This window comes from Stutzerimonas degradans (assembly GCF_024448505.1).
Lineage (GTDB): Bacteria > Pseudomonadota > Gammaproteobacteria > Pseudomonadales > Pseudomonadaceae > Stutzerimonas > Stutzerimonas degradans.
Genome location: NZ_JAMOHV010000021.1, coordinates 14729 through 32583 on the forward strand (window position 1 = coordinate 14729; position 17855 = coordinate 32583).

12 protein-coding genes are annotated in these 17855 nt (G+C 64.7%); 8 read left to right on the plus strand and 4 right to left on the minus strand.

From position 1 onward, the window contains the following. Window positions 1-2: 2 nt before the first annotated feature. On the minus strand, window positions 3-857 hold the full coding sequence (locus NAV27_RS18790) for an SDR family oxidoreductase (protein WP_102828400.1): 855 nt from the start codon (window positions 855-857) through the stop codon (window positions 3-5). Between the two features lie 87 nt (window positions 858-944). Next, entirely contained in the window at window positions 945-1958 is a 1014-nt protein-coding gene (locus tag NAV27_RS18795) for a zinc-dependent alcohol dehydrogenase family protein (RefSeq protein WP_102828399.1), read from the minus strand. Window positions 1959-2207: 249 nt separating this feature from the next. On the opposite strand from NAV27_RS18795, the gene NAV27_RS18800 reads away from it, so the two are divergent. From NAV27_RS18800 to NAV27_RS18820, 5 genes are all read left to right on the plus strand, one after another. Continuing rightward, window positions 2208-3125, plus strand: coding sequence for a LysR substrate-binding domain-containing protein (locus NAV27_RS18800; protein WP_102828398.1), 918 nt, complete (start codon window positions 2208-2210; stop codon window positions 3123-3125). A 294-nt stretch (window positions 3126-3419) separates the two neighbouring features. Beyond that, window positions 3420-4649, plus strand: a complete 1230-nt coding sequence (gene mexE / locus NAV27_RS18805; protein ID WP_102828397.1) for a multidrug efflux RND transporter periplasmic adaptor subunit MexE — start codon at window positions 3420-3422, stop codon at window positions 4647-4649. Window positions 4650-4744: 95 nt separating this feature from the next. Continuing rightward, window positions 4745-7915, plus strand: coding sequence for an efflux RND transporter permease subunit (locus tag NAV27_RS18810; RefSeq protein ID WP_077683373.1), 3171 nt, complete (start codon window positions 4745-4747; stop codon window positions 7913-7915). Next, window positions 7912-9294, plus strand: coding sequence for an efflux transporter outer membrane subunit (locus NAV27_RS18815; RefSeq protein ID WP_102828396.1), 1383 nt, complete (start codon window positions 7912-7914; stop codon window positions 9292-9294). The genes NAV27_RS18810 and NAV27_RS18815 overlap by 4 nt, the downstream gene beginning before the upstream one ends. Window positions 9295-9499: 205 nt before the next feature. Further along, window positions 9500-10492, plus strand: coding sequence for a TRAP transporter substrate-binding protein (locus tag NAV27_RS18820; RefSeq protein WP_102828395.1), 993 nt, complete (start codon window positions 9500-9502; stop codon window positions 10490-10492). Window positions 10493-10541: 49 nt separating this feature from the next. Here NAV27_RS18820 and tusA read toward each other — a convergent pair whose 3' ends face one another. Then, window positions 10542-10793 (minus strand): sulfurtransferase TusA, encoded by a 252-nt coding sequence (tusA, locus tag NAV27_RS18825; protein WP_003289923.1) that lies wholly within the window; start codon window positions 10791-10793, stop codon window positions 10542-10544. 206 nt (window positions 10794-10999) lie between these two features. Between tusA and acnA the strand changes: the two genes are divergently transcribed. Together acnA and NAV27_RS18835 are read left to right on the plus strand one after the other, a co-directional pair. Then, window positions 11000-13675 (plus strand): aconitate hydratase AcnA, encoded by a 2676-nt coding sequence (gene acnA / locus NAV27_RS18830; protein ID WP_102828394.1) that lies wholly within the window; start codon window positions 11000-11002, stop codon window positions 13673-13675. Window positions 13676-14026: 351 nt separating this feature from the next. Further along, entirely contained in the window at window positions 14027-15595 is a 1569-nt protein-coding gene (locus NAV27_RS18835) for a methyl-accepting chemotaxis protein (protein ID WP_102828393.1), read from the plus strand. Here the strand turns inward: NAV27_RS18835 and NAV27_RS18840 are convergent. Further along, window positions 15592-16323 carry an alpha/beta family hydrolase gene (locus NAV27_RS18840; RefSeq protein WP_102828392.1) on the minus strand — a complete coding sequence of 244 codons (732 nt, stop codon included), beginning with the start codon at window positions 16321-16323 and terminating at the stop codon, window positions 15592-15594. The two genes, NAV27_RS18835 and NAV27_RS18840, sit on opposite strands and share 4 nt — an antisense overlap. A gap of 62 nt (window positions 16324-16385) precedes the next feature. Here NAV27_RS18840 and ccoN point away from each other — a divergent pair, with 62 nt between their 5' ends. Next, entirely contained in the window at window positions 16386-17810 is a 1425-nt protein-coding gene (gene ccoN / locus NAV27_RS18845; RefSeq protein ID WP_102828391.1) for a cytochrome-c oxidase, cbb3-type subunit I, read from the plus strand. Window positions 17811-17855 lie beyond the last annotated feature (45 nt).

Genomic DNA, 17855 nt, shown 5'->3' on the forward strand with positions numbered 1-17855 from the left:
GGTCAGCCGTTGACCACCGTACCGCCGTTGACGTGCAGCACTTGCCCGCTGACGTAGGACGAGTCGCTGCTGGCGAGGTAAACATAGGCCGGCGCGACTTCCTCCGGCTGGCCGGGGCGCTTCATCGGCACGTTGCTGCCGAATTCGGCCACCTTGTCCGCATCGAACGTCGACGGAATCAACGGCGTCCAGATCGGCCCCGGTGCCACGCCGTTGACGCGGATGCCGCGCTCGGCCAGGTGAATGGCCAGCGCCCGGGTGAAACCGACGATGGCACCCTTGGTGGAGGAATAGTCGATCAGCATCGGGTTGCCCTTGTAGGCCGTCACCGAGGTGGTATTGATGATCGCGGCACCTTCGCGCAGGAGTGGCAGCGCGGCCTGGGTCATCTGGAACATGCCGAACACGTTGGTGCGGAAGGTCTTTTCCCACTGTTGCTGGCTGACGTCCTCGAAGCGTTCCTGTGGGTGCTGCTCGGCGGCGTTGTTGACCAGGATGTCGAGCCGGCCCAGCTGCGCCAGTGTCTCGTCGACTACCCGGCGACAGACATCCTTCTCGGCGACGTCGCCGGCAAAGGTCAGGCAGCGGCGGCCATGTTGCTCGACGACCTTGCGGGTTTCTTCGGCGTCCTGATGCTGATCGAGGTAGAGAATCGCCACGTCCGCCCCTTCGCGGGCGAACAGCACCGCTACCGAGCGGCCGATACCACTGTCACCGCCGGTGATGATCGCCACCTTGCCGGCGAGCTTGCCGGCGGCCTTATAGTCCTCGCCGCGGTATTCCGGGCGAGGGTGCATCAACCCTTCCTTGCCGGGTTCGGGTTGCTGCTGCGGCGGCAGGGTCTGGTTGTCGGCCATGAAAAATCCTCCGTCAAGGTAAGTAACCTGTCTTCGGAGGACTTGGCGTGCGGTGGAAAAGTTTCTACGCCGCGATGAGAGGGCCTGTTACAGCGTCAGCACGACGCGGCCGCGCGGCACGCCGCTCTCCACGTAGCGGTGGGCCTCGACGACCTGCTCGAAGCGGAACGGCCGGTCGAGCTGCGGCTTGATCAGGCGATCGGCGGTCAGCTGGTTGATGTGCTGCAGCGCGCGCTCGACGGCTTCGCGCTTCTGCTCGATGCCCAGCTCTGGCTGACCGGTGAAATCGCACAGACAGTGCAGGAAGAACTTGAAGTTCTTCTTGAACGCCGCGCAGGCCGGGAACGCCGTTTCGTTGCCGCCGTTCATGCCGTAGAGAATCAGTTTGCCCAGCGGGGCGATCACGTCGCCGAGCAGTTTCATCTGCGAGCCGCCGCAGGCATCGAGCACCACCTCGACGCCGCGGCCGTCGGTAATCTTCTGTAGACGCCCGACGAGGTCTTCCTCTTCGGTGACGATGACCGTCTCGGCGCCCAGCTCGCGCAGGTAGGCGCGGTCTTCGGCGGTGTCGCAGGTGGCGATCACCCGCGCGCCCAGCGCCTTGCCCAGCTGCACGGCAGCCGGCCCGGTGCAGTGATTGGCCTGGGTGATCAGTACGTACTGACCAGGCTCCAGCTGCGCCAGATCGACCAGCGCGAAATAGCTGATCAACATCGGCACGTAATGGATCGCCGCCTCGCTGGCATCGAGCATGTCCGGGTAATGCACCAGCGACTGTTGCGGCAGCAGCACCTGCTCGGCATACAACGGGTACTGGTTGAGATCATGCGCGGGGAAACTCGCGACCCGGTCGCCAACGGCGAAGCCCTGCACATCCGCACCGACGGCAATCACCTCGCCGGCCACTTCGCTGCCCAGCCCGGCCGGCAGGCGTGCGTGGCGTGGCGCCAGGTCCTGACGCCAGAGCACATCGTTCCAGCTCACGCCGATGGCGCGAACATCGAGCAACACTTCGCCCGGCCCCGGCACGGGCGTGTCGCGTTCTTCCAGACGTAGAACGTCGGCCGTGCCGAACTGGTGGAAACGGATGATGCGGGACATCGCGACCCCTCGCTTACTGCTTGTGCAGGTAGGACTCTATCGCCCCTACCGGGACAACTCCAGCCGGCGGCCCTGCATTCCGGTCGATAATCGCCATGCGTGCAAATGATGCGGAGGTGCATGTATCGACGCACGCGGCTCGTCGGTACGCGCAGTTACAAAGCGCGAAAGCGCTATGCCGATGCACCGCCGATCTGTCTAGAATGCAGCCCGGCCTGCTTCCGCCGGACTTCACCAGAAGAACAAGGCATGAACCGCAACGACCTGCGCCGCGTGGATCTGAACCTGCTGATCGTCTTCGAAACGCTGATGCACGAGCGCAGCGTCACGCGCGCGGCAGAAAAGCTCTTCCTCGGCCAGCCGGCCATCAGCGCCGCGCTGGCGCGCCTGCGTACGCTGTTCGACGATCCGCTGTTCGTGCGGACCGGGCGCAGCATGGAGCCCACCGCCCGCGCCCAGGAAATCGCCCAGCTGCTGTCGCCGGCGCTTGATTCGATCTCCACGGCGGTCAGCCGCGCCTCGACCTTCGATCCTGCGACCAGCAACCAGGTATTCCGTATCGGTCTGACCGACGAGGTGGAATTCGCCCTGCTGCCCCCACTGCTGCGCCGCCTACGGGCCGAAGCGCCCGGCGTGGTGCTGGTGGTGCGCCGCGCCAACTATCTGCTGATGCCCGGGCTGCTGGCCTCTGGCGAGATTTCGGTGGGCGTGTGCTACACCGAGGAGCTGCCGGCCAACGCCAAGCGCAAGGTGCTGCGCCGGCCTCGGCCGATGCTGCTGCGTGCCGACAGCATTCCCGGCCCGCTCAGCTTTGAGGATTACTGTGCGCGCCCACACGCGATGGTCTCTTTCGCTGGCGACCTGACCGGCTACATCGACGAGGAGCTGGCCCAGCACGGCTGCAAGCGCCGGGTGGTGCTGGCGGTGCCGCAGTTCAACGGGCTGTCCGCGCTGCTCGCCGGCACCGACATCATCGCCACCGTGCCGGACTACGCCGCCGCCGCGCTGGTGGCCCACGGCGGTCTGCGCGCCGAGGCGTTGCCGTTCGCGACCAGCCAGGATTTCGAACTCTCGATGGCCTGGCGAGGCGCCCAGGACAACGATCCCGCCGAGCGCTGGCTGCGCTCGCGCATCCAGATGTTCGTCGGCGACCCAGACAGCCTGTAGGGTGGAAAACGGCGCAGCCTTTTCCACGCGTCTCCCCGCCCCTGCACGCCGTCACGCCTTTCTCGACTTCACTGCCCAGTGCCCTGACCGCCAGCCGACGCTGCCGATCGACGCCGCGCATCGGTGGAAAAGACCTGGCGGTCGTTTTCCACCCTACCGTTATTGCGTACTGCTGATGATCGATGCGCAACCATCATCGCCAATGATATTCACCTTCGGCTCGTTCGATTTCTGCCAGCCGGGTTGACCGCGCAGACTCCCGCCATCGACAAAACCCGACTTGCGGAGTCAAGCATGGACCGTTCGCTCTACGCCTTGCGTTTTCCCCTTCTGGCCCTGGTGGTGCTGGTCAGCGCCGCCTGCGGCAAGACCCCGGAGGCCACCCAGTCGGGCATGCCGCCGCCTTCGGTCAGCGTGGCCGAAGTCATCGAACAGCCCGTGACCGAGTGGGACGAAGTCACCGGCCGGCTGGAAGCCCCGGAATCGGTGGAGATCCGTCCGCGCGTCTCCGGCTTCATCGACAAGGTCGCCTTCGAGGAAGGCGCGCTGGTCAACAAAGGCGATCTGCTGTTCCAGATCGATCCGCGGCCGTTCCAGGCCGAGGCCAAGCGCCTGCAGGCACAGCTGCAGCAGGCCCGCGCCACACAGCAGCGCACCGCCACCGAAGCCGAACGCGGCCAGCGTCTACGGCAGAAGAACGCGATTTCCGCGGAACTCGCCGATGCCCGCGTCAGCGCCGCCAGCGAAGCGAAATCGGCGGTCGCGGCCATCCAGGCGCAACTCGACCGCGCGCAGCTGGATCTCTCCTTCACCCGCGTTACCGCGCCCATCGACGGCCGCGTCGGCCGCGCGCTGATCACCTCGGGCAACCTGGTCAACGCCGGCGAGGCGCTGCTGACCACGCTGGTCTCCACCGACAAGGTCTACGCCTACTTCGAGGCGGACGAGCGCACCTATCTGAAATATCGCGAGCTGGCCCGCGAGGGTGAGCGCGGCGAAGCGACGCCGGTGTATCTCGGCCTGTCCGACGAAGACGGTCACCCACATCTGGGTCGTATGGACTTCATCGACAACCAGGTCGACCCGCGCACCGGCACCATTCGTGGCCGCGCGGTGTTCGACAACCGCGACGGCCGCTTCACCCCCGGTCTGTATGCGCGCCTCAAGCTGGTCGGCAGCGCCACCTACGATGCCGTGCTGATCAAGGACGTGGCGGTCGGTACCGACCTCGGCAAGAAGTTCGTGCTGGTGCTCAAGCAGGACGGCACGGTCGATTACCGCCCCGTCGAGCTGGGGCCGAAGCTCGAAGGGCTGCGCATCGTGCGCACCGGGCTGGCGAAGGACGAAACCATCGTCGTCAACGGCTTGCAGCGGGTACGCCCGGGCAGCGCCGTGAAGCCGGAGACGGTGCCGATGGCGGATGCCGAGACCCTCGCCGCACTGAAGCAACAGAGCCGCGCGATCAGCGAGGCGATGAAGCCGCAAGTGGTCGAACGCAGCCTGGCGCGTCGTCCGAGCAGCTGAAAACCAACCAACCGCTGACCTGAATCCGGCGCGTTGCGCGCCCATCCGATCGATCCGCCTGGGCGCGCCCGCCGCGCCCTACCCCGGAGTGCGTCATGAATTTCTCGCAATTCTTCATCAAGCGGCCAATCTTCGCCGCCGTGCTGTCGCTGGTGATCCTCATCGCCGGCGCCATCTCGCTGTTCCAGCTGCCGATCAGTGAATACCCCGAGGTCGTCCCGCCCACCGTGGTGGTGCGCGCCAACTTCCCCGGCGCCAACCCCAAGGTGATCGGCGAGACCGTTGCCTCGCCGCTGGAACAGGCCATCACCGGCGTCGAGGGCATGCTCTACATGTCGTCTCAGGCGACCGCCGACGGCAAGCTGACGCTGACCATCACCTTCGCCCTGGGCACCGACCTGGACAACGCCCAGGTGCAGGTGCAGAACCGCGTGACGCGCACCATGCCGACCTTGCCCACTGAGGTGCAGCGCCTGGGCGTGACCGTGGACAAGGCCTCCCCCGACCTGACCATGGTGGTGCACCTGACCTCGCCGGATAACCGCTACGACATGCTCTACCTGTCCAACTACGCCGCACTCAACGTCAAGGACGAACTGGCGCGACTGGACGGTGTGGGCGACGTGCAGCTGTTCGGTCTGGGCAACTATTCCCTGCGCGTCTGGCTCGACCCGAACAAGGTCGCCCAGCGCAACCTCACGGCCACCGACGTGGTCAACGCCATCCGCGAGCAGAACCGTCAGGTTGCCGCCGGCGCGCTGGGTGCGCCACCGGCGCCGGGCGCCACCGACTTCCAGCTGTCCATCAACACCCAGGGTCGCCTGGTGGACGAGGAGGAGTTCGAGAACATCATCGTGCGTGCCGGCGAGGACGGCGAGATCACCCGCCTGAAGGACATCGCCCGCATCGAACTGGGTTCCAGCCAGTACGCCCTGCGCTCGTTGCTGAACAACCAGCCGGCGGTGGCCATCCCGATCTTCCAGCGGCCGGGCTCCAACGCCATCGCCATATCGGACCTGGTACGCGAGCGCATGGCCGAGCTGAAGCAGGAATTCCCCCAGGGCGTTGATTACGAGATCGTCTACGACCCGACCATCTTCGTGCGCGGCTCCATCGAGGCGGTGGTGCATACCCTGCTCGAGGCCATCGTGCTGGTGGTGCTGGTGGTGATCCTGTTCCTGCAGACCTGGCGCGCCTCGATCATTCCGCTGGCCGCCGTGCCGGTATCGCTGATCGGCACCTTCGCGGTCATGCACCTGCTCGGTTTCTCGCTCAACGCGCTGTCGCTGTTCGGCCTGGTGCTGGCCATCGGCATCGTGGTGGATGACGCCATCGTCGTGGTGGAGAACGTCGAGCGCAACATCGGTCTGGGCAAGTCGCCGGTGGAAGCAACCCGTCAGGCCATGAAGGAAGTGACCGGGCCGATCATCGCCACCGCCCTGGTGCTCTGCGCGGTGTTCATCCCGACCGCCTTCATTTCCGGCCTCACCGGGCAGTTCTACCAGCAGTTCGCGCTGACCATCGCCATTTCCACGGTGATCTCGGCGATCAACTCGCTGACGCTGTCGCCGGCGCTGGCCGCTACCCTGCTCAAGGCCCATGACGCACCGAAGGATGGCTTTTCGCGGCTGCTCGACCGGCTGCTCGGCGGCTGGCTGTTCCGCCCGTTCAACCGTGTTTTCGACCGCGCCAGCCATGGCTACGTCGGCGTGGTGCGGCGCATTCTGCGCGGCAGCGCGGTCGCGCTGGTGGTCTACGTCGGCCTGGTCGGCCTCGGCTACATGGGCTTCGCCAGCACGCCGACCGGCTTCGTGCCGCCGCAGGATAAGCAGTACCTGGTCGCCTTCGCCCAGTTGCCGGACGCCGCCACCCTGGACCGCACCGAGGACGTGATCAAGCGCATGTCGGAAATCGCCGGCAAGCACCCCGGCGTGGAGAACACCGTGGCCTTCCCGGGGCTGTCGATTAACGGCTTCACCAACAGCACCAACAGCGGCATCGTCTTCACCCCGTTGAAACCCTTCGACCAGCGCACCGATCCGTCGCTCTCCGCCGGTGCCATCGCGGCGGACCTCAACGGCCAGTTCGCGCAGATCCAAGACGCCTTCATTGCCATCTTTCCGCCGCCGCCCGTGCAGGGCCTGGGCACCATCGGCGGGTTCCGCGTGCAGGTGCAGGACCGTGGCAACCTGGGCTACGAGGAGCTGTACACCCAGGTGCAGAACGTCATCGCCAAGAGTGCCGACTACCCGGAATTGGCCGGCCTGTTCACCAGCTATCAGGTCAACGTGCCGCAGGTGGATGCCGATATCGACCGCGAGAAGGCCAAGACCCACGGCGTGGCCATCGACGACATCTTCGACACCATGCAGGTCTACCTGGGCTCGCTGTACGCCAACGACTTCAATCGCTTCGGCCGCACCTATCAGGTCAACGTCCAGGCCGACCAGAAGTTCCGCCTGGCGCCCGAGCAGATCGGCCAGCTGAAAGTGCGCAACAACCGCGGCGAGATGGTCCCGCTGTCGACCTTCGTCAGCGTCACCGACAGCGCCGGCCCGGACCGGGTGATGCACTACAACGGCTTCCTCACCGCGGAGATCAACGGCGCCGCCGCACCGGGCTACAGCTCAGGGCAAGCCGAGGCCGCCATGGAGCGGCTGCTTAAGGCTGAATTGCCGAATGGCATGAGCTACGAATGGACCGAGCTGACCTACCAGCAGATTCTCGCCGGCAACACCGCGGTGTTCGTCTTCCCGCTCTGCGTGCTGCTGGCCTTCCTGGTGCTGGCCGCGCAGTACGAGAGCTGGAGCCTGCCGCTGGCGGTGATCCTGATCGTGCCGATGACGCTGCTGTCCGCCATCACCGGGGTGATCCTGGCTGGCAGCGACAACAACGTCTTCACCCAGATCGGCCTGATCGTGCTGGTGGGCCTGGCGTGCAAGAACGCCATCCTCATCGTCGAGTTCGCCAAGGATAAACAAGAGGAAGGCATGGACCGCCTCGCCGCCACCCTGGAAGCCTGCCGCCTGCGTCTGCGGCCGATCCTGATGACCAGCTTCGCCTTCATCATGGGCGTGGTGCCGCTGGTGCTCTCCAGCGGGGCCGGCGCCGAGATGCGTCATGCCATGGGGGTCGCGGTGTTCAGCGGCATGCTCGGGGTGACCTTCTTCGGTCTGCTGCTGACCCCGGTGTTCTATCTGGTGATTCGTGCCTTCGTCGAGAAACGCGAAGCGCGCAAAGCGGTTTACAAGGAGGCCCGCGCATGAAGTTCTTCGCCCTTTCCCTGCTCACTATGGCGCTGAGCGCCTGCGCGGTCGGCCCCGATTACCGCGCGCCGCAGCCGGAACCGGCACATATCGAGCGTGCCGCCGCTGGAAGCTACGACCGCTCGCGGTTCGAAGCGGCCTGGTGGCGACAGTTCGACGATCCGACGCTGGATGCGCTGGTCAGCAAATCCCTGGCGGAAAACCGCGAACTGCGCATCGCCTACGCTCGCCTGCAGGCGGCGCGGGCGATCCGCGATGACATCGGCAACGACCGCCTGCCGACCGTCACGGCGGGCGCCCGCGCCGATATCGGCAAGGCGCAGCAACCGGGCGTCACCGAGCGGCGGGTGAACAGCGAGCGTTACGATCTGGGCCTGGACATGATCTGGGAGCTGGACCTGTTCGGCCGCATCCAGCGCAGCCTGGAAGCCAGCGAGGCACAAGCCGACGTCGCTGAGGCCGAGTTGTATCAGTTGCAGGTCAGCCTGATCGCCGAGCTGGTCGATGCTTACGGGCAACTGCGTGGCGCCCAGCTGCGCGAACGCATCGCCCGCGACAACCTGGTCAACCAGCGCAACTCCCACGAGCTGACCGAACAGCTGCGCGACGCCGGCATGGGCAGCGAACTCGATGTGCTGCGCGCCGACGCACGACTGGCGGCCACCGAGGCGAGCCTGCCGCAGCTACAGGCGCAGCAGACGCGCGCCCGCAACCGCATCGCCACGCTGCTCGGCCAACGCGCCGATCGGCTCAGCGTCGACCTCGCACCGCGCGAGCTGCCGGCGATTGCCAAAGCCCTACCGATCGGCGATCCCGGCGAGTTCTTGCGCCGACGCCCGGATATCCGTGCAGCCGAGCGCCAGCTGGCGGCCGCCACGGCTGATGTTGGCGTGGCGACGGCCGATCTGTTTCCGCGGGTGAGTATGTCGGGCTTTCTCGGCTTCATCGCCGGGCGCGGCTCGCAGATCGGTTCCAGCGCGGCGCGGGCCTGGGGCGTGGCGCCGAGCATCAGTTGGGCGGCGTTCGATCTCGGCAGCGTGCGCGCCCGCTTACGCGGTGCCGAAGCGGATGCCGACGGCGCGCTGGCGAACTACGAGCAACAGGTACTGCTGGCGCTGGAAGAATCGGAAAACGCCTTCAGCGATTATGCCCGGGCGCAGGAGCGCCAGCTGTCGTTGCTGCGCCAATCCACGGCCAGCCGCGCCGCGGCGCAGCAGGCGGCGATCCGTTATCGCGAAGGCACGGTGGATTTCCTCGTCCTGCTCGACGCCGAACGCGAACGTCTCGCCGCCGAGGACGCCCAGGCACAGGCGGAAATCGAGGTCTATCGCGGCATCGTCGCGCTGTACAAGGCGCTTGGGGGCGGCTGGCAAGGCTGACGCATCGGCAACCGGCTGGGGCGTGCACGGGCACAGAATGTGATCTGGTGCCGCTCCCGCCCGGTTGAGCGTACAAAGCGCTTTCGATCATCATCGGTCTTTGGCATAAGACTCGGCTGAAAGTCCAAAAGCATCCGCCTGGGCTGCCGACTGTGCCGACAGCTCAAGAAGCGGAGATTGCCAACCACCAAACAAAGAGTCTTTCATGAAGCCAATCGTTACCCTTGCTGGGCTTGTGCTGGCTGCCGCCAGCGCATTCGCTCAGGCCGAGCCTATCGTCATCAAGTTCGCCCACGTCGTGGCCGAAGACACTCCCAAGGGCAAGGGTGCACTGCTGTTCAAGCGCCTGGCCGAGGAGCGCCTGCCCGGGCAGGTGAAGGTCGAGGTCTACCCGAACTCGACGCTGGTCGGCGATGCGACCGAGATCCAGGCCCTGCGCGACAACGACGTGCAACTGATCGCCCCCTCGCTGGCCAAGTTCGAGCAGTACACCAAGCAGCTGCAGGTTTTCGACCTGCCCTTCCTGTTCGATGACATCGAGGCCGTCAACCGCTTCCAGAAGCGTGCCAAGGGCAGACAGCTGCTGCGCTCGATGGAAGACAAGAACATCATCGGCCTCGCCTACTGGCACAACGGCATGAAGCAGCTCTCAGCCACCCAGCCGCTGCGCATGCCTGGCGATGCGGCCAATCTGGCGTTCCGCATCCAGCCCTCGGCAGTGCTCGAGGCGCAGTTCGGCGCCGTTGGTGCGACGACCAAGAAACTCGCCTTCGCCGACGTGTTCGGCGCGCTGCAGGCGGGCACGGTGCAAGGCGCCGAGAACCCTTGGTCGAACATCTACAGCAAGAAGATGCACACCGTGCAGCCGTACATCAGCGAAACCAACCACGGCGTGCTGGACTACATGGTGGTCAGCAGCACGCGCTTCTGGATGGGCATGCCGCACAAGGTCCGCTTCGAGCTGGAAGCGATTCTCGATGAGGTGAGCTACGCGGTGAACCGCGAAGCCGAAGAGCTGAACCAGGCCGACCGCGAGCGCATTCGTCAGGCCGGCACCACGGAGATCATCAGCCTGACGCCGGAGCAGCGGCTGGCCTGGCGCGAGCGCATGCGTCCGGTGTGGCAGCAGTTCGAGTCGGACATCGGCGCCGACATCATCAAGGCGGCGCAGACGGTGAACCGCAAACAGCACAACTGAAATCGCCGCGCATAAAAAAACCAGGCTTCGGCCTGGTTTTTTTATGCCATCACTCACTCTTCTTGCGAATCCAGTACAGATAGATGTCAGCGTCCTGTTGCTGATCGACCAATTCATGGCCGAGAAAGACGCAGAACTTGGGAATATCGCGCTGGGTCGAGGGATCGGTGGCGATCACCTTGAGCACCGCACCGCCAGCCAGATCGCGGACCTTGTTGTGCAGCATCATCACCGGCTCGGGGCAATTCAGACCGCTGGCGTCGAGGACGGCATCGGCAGTCATTTCAACAGATTGGCTCATCACGGACTCCTGAAACAGGCCGGCATTGTGGCGCAAGCGCGCTGCCGGGTCATCCTCGGCCGATCGGCCACGCAGCCGAAGCCCTCTTGCATCGGGGGGAACCCCGGCTCGGCGCGGCGGGTCCAGTGATTGGCGAAACCCGTTGTGCGGGTCTAGCTTCAACAATCTGCCCTCAACGCCATGCCGGCGGGACTAAGGAGACCTGAATGCCTTCCCTGGATAGCCTGCAATGCCGTCGCAGCCTCGAGGCAGCGGGCAAGACCTATCACTATTTCAGCCTGCCGGCCGCCGCAGCGACGCTGGGCGAGATCGATCGCCTGCCGGTATCGCTCAAGGTGCTGCTGGAAAACCTCCTGCGCTGGGAGGATGGCGTCACGGTACGTCGCGAGGACTTCGTGGCCCTGGCGCAGTGGCTGAATACACGCAGTTCCGAACAGGAAATCCAGTATCGCCCGGCGCGGGTGCTGATGCAGGACTTCACCGGCGTACCCGCCGTGGTCGATCTGGCGGCCATGCGCGACGCTGTGGCCCGGGCTGGTGGCGATCCGCAGCGGATCAATCCGCTGTCGCCGGTGGATCTGGTGATCGACCACTCGGTGATGGTCGACCGTTTCGGCAACGATCAGGCCTTTGCGCAGAACGTCGCCATCGAGATGCAGCGCAATGGTGAACGCTACGAGTTCCTGCGCTGGGGCCAGCAGGCCTTCGACAATTTCCGCGTGGTGCCGCCGGGCACCGGCATCTGCCATCAGGTCAATCTGGAATACCTGGGCCAGGTGGTCTGGACCCGCGACGAGGATGGCGACACCTACGCCTATCCCGACACGCTGGTCGGCACCGACTCGCACACCACCATGATCAACGGCCTAGGCGTGCTCGGCTGGGGCGTCGGTGGTATCGAGGCGGAAGCGGCGATGCTCGGCCAGCCGGTGTCGATGCTGATCCCGGAGGTCATCGGATTCCGCCTGACCGGCCGGCTCAACGAGGGCGTCACTGCCACCGATCTGGTGCTGACCGTGACGCAGATGCTGCGCAAGCACGGCGTGGTGGGCAAGTTCGTCGAATTCTACGGCCCGGGGCTGGATAACCTGCCGCTGGCCGACCGAGCCACCATCGGCAACATGGCGCCCGAATACGGCGCGACCTGCGGCTTCTTCCCGGTCGACCGGATCACTCTCGACTATCTGCGCCTGACTGGCCGCAGCGAAGAACGCATCGCGCTGGTCGAGGCCTACGCCAAGGCGCAGGGCATGTGGCGCGAGCACGACTCCCCCGACCCGCTGTTCACCGCCACGCTGGAGCTGGATCTGAGCCAGGTACGTCCTTCCGTGGCTGGTCCCAAGCGCCCGCAAGATCGCGTCGCACTCGGCGACATCGGCGCCAGCTTCGACCTGTTGCTGGAAACCAGCGGCCGCAAGCAGCAGACCGATACCCCGTTCGTCGTCGCCGGCGAAAGCTTCTCGCTTAAGCACGGCGCCGTAGTGATCGCGGCCATCACCTCCTGCACCAACACCTCCAACCCGAGCGTGCTGATGGCCGCCGGACTGCTGGCGAAGAAGGCCGTCGAGCGCGGCCTCAAGCGCCAGCCCTGGGTGAAGTCATCGCTGGCGCCGGGCTCGAAGGTGGTGACCGATTATCTGGAGCGCGCAGGGCTGACAGCCTATCTGGATCAGCTCGGTTTCAATCTGGTGGGCTACGGCTGCACCACCTGCATCGGCAACTCCGGGCCGCTGCCGGACGCAATCGGTCAGACCATTGCCGACAATGACTTGATCGTCTCGTCGGTGCTTTCCGGCAACCGCAACTTCGAAGGCCGCGTGCACCCGCTGGTCAAGGCCAACTGGCTGGCCTCGCCGCCGCTGGTGGTGGCGTTTGCCCTGGCCGGCACCACGCGCATCGACATGGAACGGGACCCGCTGGGCTATGACGCGCAGAATCAGCCGGTGTACCTGCGGGACATCTGGCCGAGCAGCGCAGAGATCGCCGCAGCCGTCGGTCGTATCGACGGCGAGATGTTCCGCAGCCGCTACGCCGACGTATTCACCGGCGACGACCACTGGCAGAAGATTGCTGTCAGCGCCGGCGATACCTATCAGTGGAATGCCGGCTCCAGCTATGTGCAGAACCCGCCGTTCTTCGCGGACATCGGCCAACCACCAGCCCCGCCTGCGGATATCGAACACGCGCGGGTGCTCGCCGTGTTCGGCGACTCGATCACCACCGACCACATCTCCCCGGCCGGCAACATCAAGGCCAGCTCGCCAGCCGGCCTTTACCTGCAGTCGCTCGGCGTGCAGCCGGAAGATTTCAACTCCTACGGTTCGCGGCGAGGCAATCATGAAGTGATGATGCGTGGCACCTTCGCCAACATCCGCATCAAGAACGAGATGCTCGGTGGCGAAGAAGGCGGCAACACGCTGCACCAGCCCAGCGGAGAACGCCTGTCGATCTACGATGCGGCCATGCGCTATCAGGCCGAGGGCGTACCGCTGGTGGTGATTGCCGGCAAGGAGTACGGCACCGGCTCCAGCCGTGACTGGGCCGCCAAGGGCACCAATCTGTTGGGAGTGAAGGCGGTCATTGCCGAGAGTTTCGAGCGCATCCACCGCTCGAACCTGATCGGCATGGGTGTGCTGGCGCTGCAATTCGTTGGCGAGCAGACACGCCAGTCGCTGGGTCTGAACGGTACCGAACGGCTGTCGATCCGCGGCCTGGGCGCCGACATCAGGCCGCACCAGCTGCTGACCGTGGAAGTCGTGCGCAGCGATGGTTCGCACGGCACCTTCCAGGTCCTGTGCCGCATCGACACGCTCAATGAAGTGGAGTACTTCAAGGCCGGCGGCATCCTGCACCACGTGCTGCGCCAGCTGATCGGCAGCTGATCGGCAGCTGAGGCTAAAAAAAACGCCGAGGTGATCCTTCACCTCGGCGCCCCGCCGTCCGTGACTGTTTCCCTGCTGGCTGCCGTGCCGATATTCGGCCGTTTCCATACGGCCCGATCCACATCCTTGAATCCGTCGCGTTGATCCCACCCGCACCGGTGAGCCCCGACGTGAGGCCAAGTTAATCATCCGAGGATTGCAGGAATATGACCCTCTCGGAGGGTTTGCGTATTTTTTGCTCAAGAACCCGCGCCCCCCGCCGATCCCCTGACACAGCCTGAAAGCGAAAAACTCATATAAATCAAAAAGTCAGGCGAGCGTTTTCTTTGATTTCTGCCGACGTGAGACCCCATGCGTAACAACCAGCCTGTCACCCAGCGTGAATACGCCTTTCCGGACCAGCAGCGTCTGGTTTCCACGACCGACCTCAAAGGCCGGATCACCTATTGCAACGATATCTTCGCCGAGGTCAGCGGTTTTGTGCGTGAGGAGCTGATTCGCGCGCCGCATAACCTGATTCGTCACCCCGACGTGCCGCCAGCCGTATTCGCCCACATGTGGGCCACCCTGCAGCAGGGCAAGCCGTGGATGGGCATCGTCAAGAATCGCCGCAAGAACGGCGATCATTACTGGGTCGACGCTTATGTAACGCCCGTTCTGGACAGCCAGCGCAACGTTATCGGTTACGAATCGGTGCGCACCAAACCGAGTCGTGAACAGATTCAGCGCGCCGAAGCGCTCTATGCGCGCATCAATGCCGGCAAGAGCGGCGTGCCGCGGCGCGATCACTGGCTGTCGGTTGCGACCAAATGGCTGCCGTTCATTCTGGTCAGCCAGATCGGTTTCATGATCGGCGCCTGGCTCGATCATTCGCTCGGCTTCGCCCTGGCAGCACTTCTTTCGATACCGCTCGGCCTGGCTGGTCTGCACTGGCAGCAGCGTGGCCTGATGCGCCTGTTGCGTCTGGCCGCGCAGACCACCAGCGACCCGCTGATCGCCCAGATGTATACCGACAGCCGCGGCGTCGAAGCGCAGCTGGAGATGGCGATACTGAGCCAGCAGGCGCACCTCAGGACGTGCCTGACCCGCCTGCAGGACAGCGCAGTACAGTTGCAGGAACAGGCGAAAAAGGCTGATTCGCTGGCACACAGCTGTTCGAACGGCCTGGCGCAACAGCATCAGGAAACCGAACAGGTCGCCACCGCGATCAACCAGATGGCGGCGACCACCCAGGAGGTCGCCGCCAATGTCGCCCTCGCAGCCGAAGCCACCCGTCAGGCCAGCCAGCTCACCGTGCAAGGTCGGGATGTCGCCGCCGAAACCCGCGCGGCGATCCAGCAATTGTCCGCGTCGGTGGCACGCACCGGCGAGGCGGTTGACCGTCTCGCGCTCGACAGCAACGAGATCGGCACCGTGGTCGATGTGATCAAGAGCATCACCGATCAGACCAACCTGCTCGCGCTCAACGCCGCCATCGAGGCAGCCCGGGCTGGCGAGAGCGGGCGCGGTTTCGCTGTGGTCGCCGATGAGGTCCGGCAACTGGCGCGACGCACGGCCGACGCCACCGGCGAGATCCATCAGCTGATCGAGAAACTGCAGCAGCAGGCCCGCCATGCGGTCGAGACTACCGAGGAAGGTCGCATCCAGGCCACCCGGGGCGTCGAACAGGTTGCCCAGGCCGATCAGGCACTCAGCGGCATCAGCGAGGCGATGAACAACATCATCGACATGACCACGCAAATCGCCTCGGCGACCGAGCAGCAGAGTGCCGTGGCCGACGAGATCAGCCAGAACGTCAGCACTATTGCCAGGCTGGCCGACCAGACGTCGGGGGATGCGCGCGACACGGCTCTGCTCAGCGAGGAATTGAGTTCGACCGCCGAAGGCCAGTACTCGCTGGTCGAACGCTTCAACCGCTAGGGTTCCTCCGCGCGTAAAGCGTTCTGGTGGTCGGCCGGATGCTGCGCGACGACGGATAGAAAGGTGGCGATCGCCTGCGCTGCGCTATCCAGATGCTGCGCATGACTCAGCCCGGAGCTTTTCAGGGGCTTGAGATCGTGGTCGGCGGCACTCAGCCAATGCAGTTGGATCATCGGCGAAAGCCGATAGCCTTCGACCGTGGCGCGATTGCCCAGCGCATCGCGCTCGCCCTGGAGAATGAGCGCAGGCGTACGCAGCTCGGCCAGATGTTCGACGCGCGGCTTTTCCAGCCTGCCCGCAGGGTGGAACGGATAACCCAGGCACACCAGCGCGTCGGCGCCCAGTTCATCGGCCAGCAAACTGGCCATCCGCCCGCCCATCGACTTGCCTCCGATGGCCAACGGCCCTGTGGCCTGCTGTCGCACCAGCGCATGCTGTTCCCGCCATTGCTGCAGCAGCTGCGGCTGCCGCTCGGGTGGGCGCTTGCGCCCCGTCGTGCGTCGTTCGGCCATGTAGGCGAATTCGAAGCGATACACCGCAACCCCGCGCGCCGCAAGGCGTTCAGCCATCTGCTGCATGAACGGACTGTCCATCGGCGCACCAGCGCCGTGCGCCAGAATCAGTGTCGCGAACGCTTCGTCGGACGGCCGCGTCCAGAGCCCGGAATGCCCCTGCGCGGCCTGCGTGTATTGACCAGCGTCAATACCGGCAAATTGCCCTTTACCCATCCTTGCCTCCGCTTTCCTAGGAAAGAAAAAACTGCTCATTACCCGTGGATGGAAGCCCATACATGAACACAGCAACCAGTACCGCCTACCATTACAAGGTGGTCCGCCAATTCGCCATCATGACGGTGGTGTGGGGAATCGTCGGGATGGGGCTCGGCGTTTTCATCGCAGCACAGTTGGCCTGGCCATTCTTGAACTTCGACCTCCCGTGGACCAGCTTCGGTCGTCTACGTCCATTGCACACCAACGCGGTGATCTTCGCCTTCGGTGGCTGCGCATTGTTCGCAACGTCCTACTACTCGGTCCAGCGCACCTGCCAAACCACGCTGTTCGCGCCCAAGCTGGCCGCGTTCACCTTCTGGGGTTGGCAGCTGGTCATCCTGCTCGCCGCAATCTCTCTGCCGCTGGGCTTCACCAGCTCCAAGGAGTACGCGGAACTGGAGTGGCCGATCGACCTGCTGATCACCATCGTGTGGGTTGCCTACGCGATCGTGTTCTTCGGCACGCTGGCTACGCGCAAGGTCAAGCACATCTATGTCGGCAACTGGTTCTTCGGCGCCTTCATTCTGACCGTTGCGATCCTGCACATCGTCAACAACCTGGAAATCCCGGTTACCGCGATGAAGTCCTATTCGCTGTATGCCGGCGCTACCGATGCGATGGTGCAGTGGTGGTACGGTCACAACGCCGTGGGCTTCTTCCTGACCGCTGGCTTCCTGGGGATCATGTATTACTTCGTGCCCAAGCAGGCCGAGCGTCCGGTGTACTCCTATCGCCTGTCCATTGTGCACTTCTGGGCACTGATCACCGTGTACATCTGGGCCGGTCCGCACCACCTGCACTACACCGCACTGCCGGACTGGGCACAGAGCCTGGGCATGGTGATGTCGCTGATCCTGCTGGCGCCGAGCTGGGGCGGCATGATCAACGGCATGATGACCCTCTCGGGCGCCTGGCACAAACTGCGTAGCGACCCGATCCTGCGCTTCCTGGTGGTCTCGCTGGCGTTCTACGGCATGTCGACCTTCGAAGGCCCGATGATGGCGATCAAAACCGTCAACGCCCTCTCCCACTACACCGACTGGACCATCGGCCACGTACACGCCGGCGCCCTCGGCTGGGTGGCAATGGTGTCAATCGGCGCTCTGTACCACCTGATCCCGAAAGTGTTCGGTCGCGAGCAAATGCACAGCATTGGCCTGATCAACACCCACTTCTGGCTGGCCACCATCGGCACCGTGCTCTACATCGCCTCGATGTGGGTCAACGGCATCGCCCAGGGCCTGATGTGGCGCGCGATCAACGAAGACGGCACGCTCACCTACTCCTTCGTCGAAGCACTGGAAGCCAGTCACCCCGGCTTCGTAGTCCGCATGATCGGTGGTGCGATCTTCTTCACCGGCATGCTGGTGATGGCCTACAACACCTGGCGCACCGTGCAGGCTGCCAAGCCAGCCGAGTACGACGCTGCCGCGCAGATCGCCTGAGGAGCCTAGGGAATGAAATCGCACGAAAAACTCGAGAAGAACGTC

Coding starts and splice junctions, on each gene's coding strand:
- NAV27_RS18790 (WP_102828400.1), bottom strand. CDS start 857: ATGGCCGACAACCAGACCCTGCCGCCGCAGCAGCAACCCGAACCCGGC.
- NAV27_RS18795 (WP_102828399.1), bottom strand. CDS start 1,958: ATGTCCCGCATCATCCGTTTCCACCAGTTCGGCACGGCCGACGTTCTA.
- NAV27_RS18800 (WP_102828398.1), top strand. CDS start 2,208: ATGAACCGCAACGACCTGCGCCGCGTGGATCTGAACCTGCTGATCGTC.
- mexE (WP_102828397.1), top strand. CDS start 3,420: ATGGACCGTTCGCTCTACGCCTTGCGTTTTCCCCTTCTGGCCCTGGTG.
- NAV27_RS18810 (WP_077683373.1), top strand. CDS start 4,745: ATGAATTTCTCGCAATTCTTCATCAAGCGGCCAATCTTCGCCGCCGTG.
- NAV27_RS18815 (WP_102828396.1), top strand. CDS start 7,912: ATGAAGTTCTTCGCCCTTTCCCTGCTCACTATGGCGCTGAGCGCCTGC.
- NAV27_RS18820 (WP_102828395.1), top strand. CDS start 9,500: ATGAAGCCAATCGTTACCCTTGCTGGGCTTGTGCTGGCTGCCGCCAGC.
- tusA (WP_003289923.1), bottom strand. CDS start 10,793: ATGAGCCAATCTGTTGAAATGACTGCCGATGCCGTCCTCGACGCCAGC.
- acnA (WP_102828394.1), top strand. CDS start 11,000: ATGCCTTCCCTGGATAGCCTGCAATGCCGTCGCAGCCTCGAGGCAGCG.
- NAV27_RS18835 (WP_102828393.1), top strand. CDS start 14,027: ATGCGTAACAACCAGCCTGTCACCCAGCGTGAATACGCCTTTCCGGAC.
- NAV27_RS18840 (WP_102828392.1), bottom strand. CDS start 16,323: ATGGGTAAAGGGCAATTTGCCGGTATTGACGCTGGTCAATACACGCAG.
- ccoN (WP_102828391.1), top strand. CDS start 16,386: ATGAACACAGCAACCAGTACCGCCTACCATTACAAGGTGGTCCGCCAA.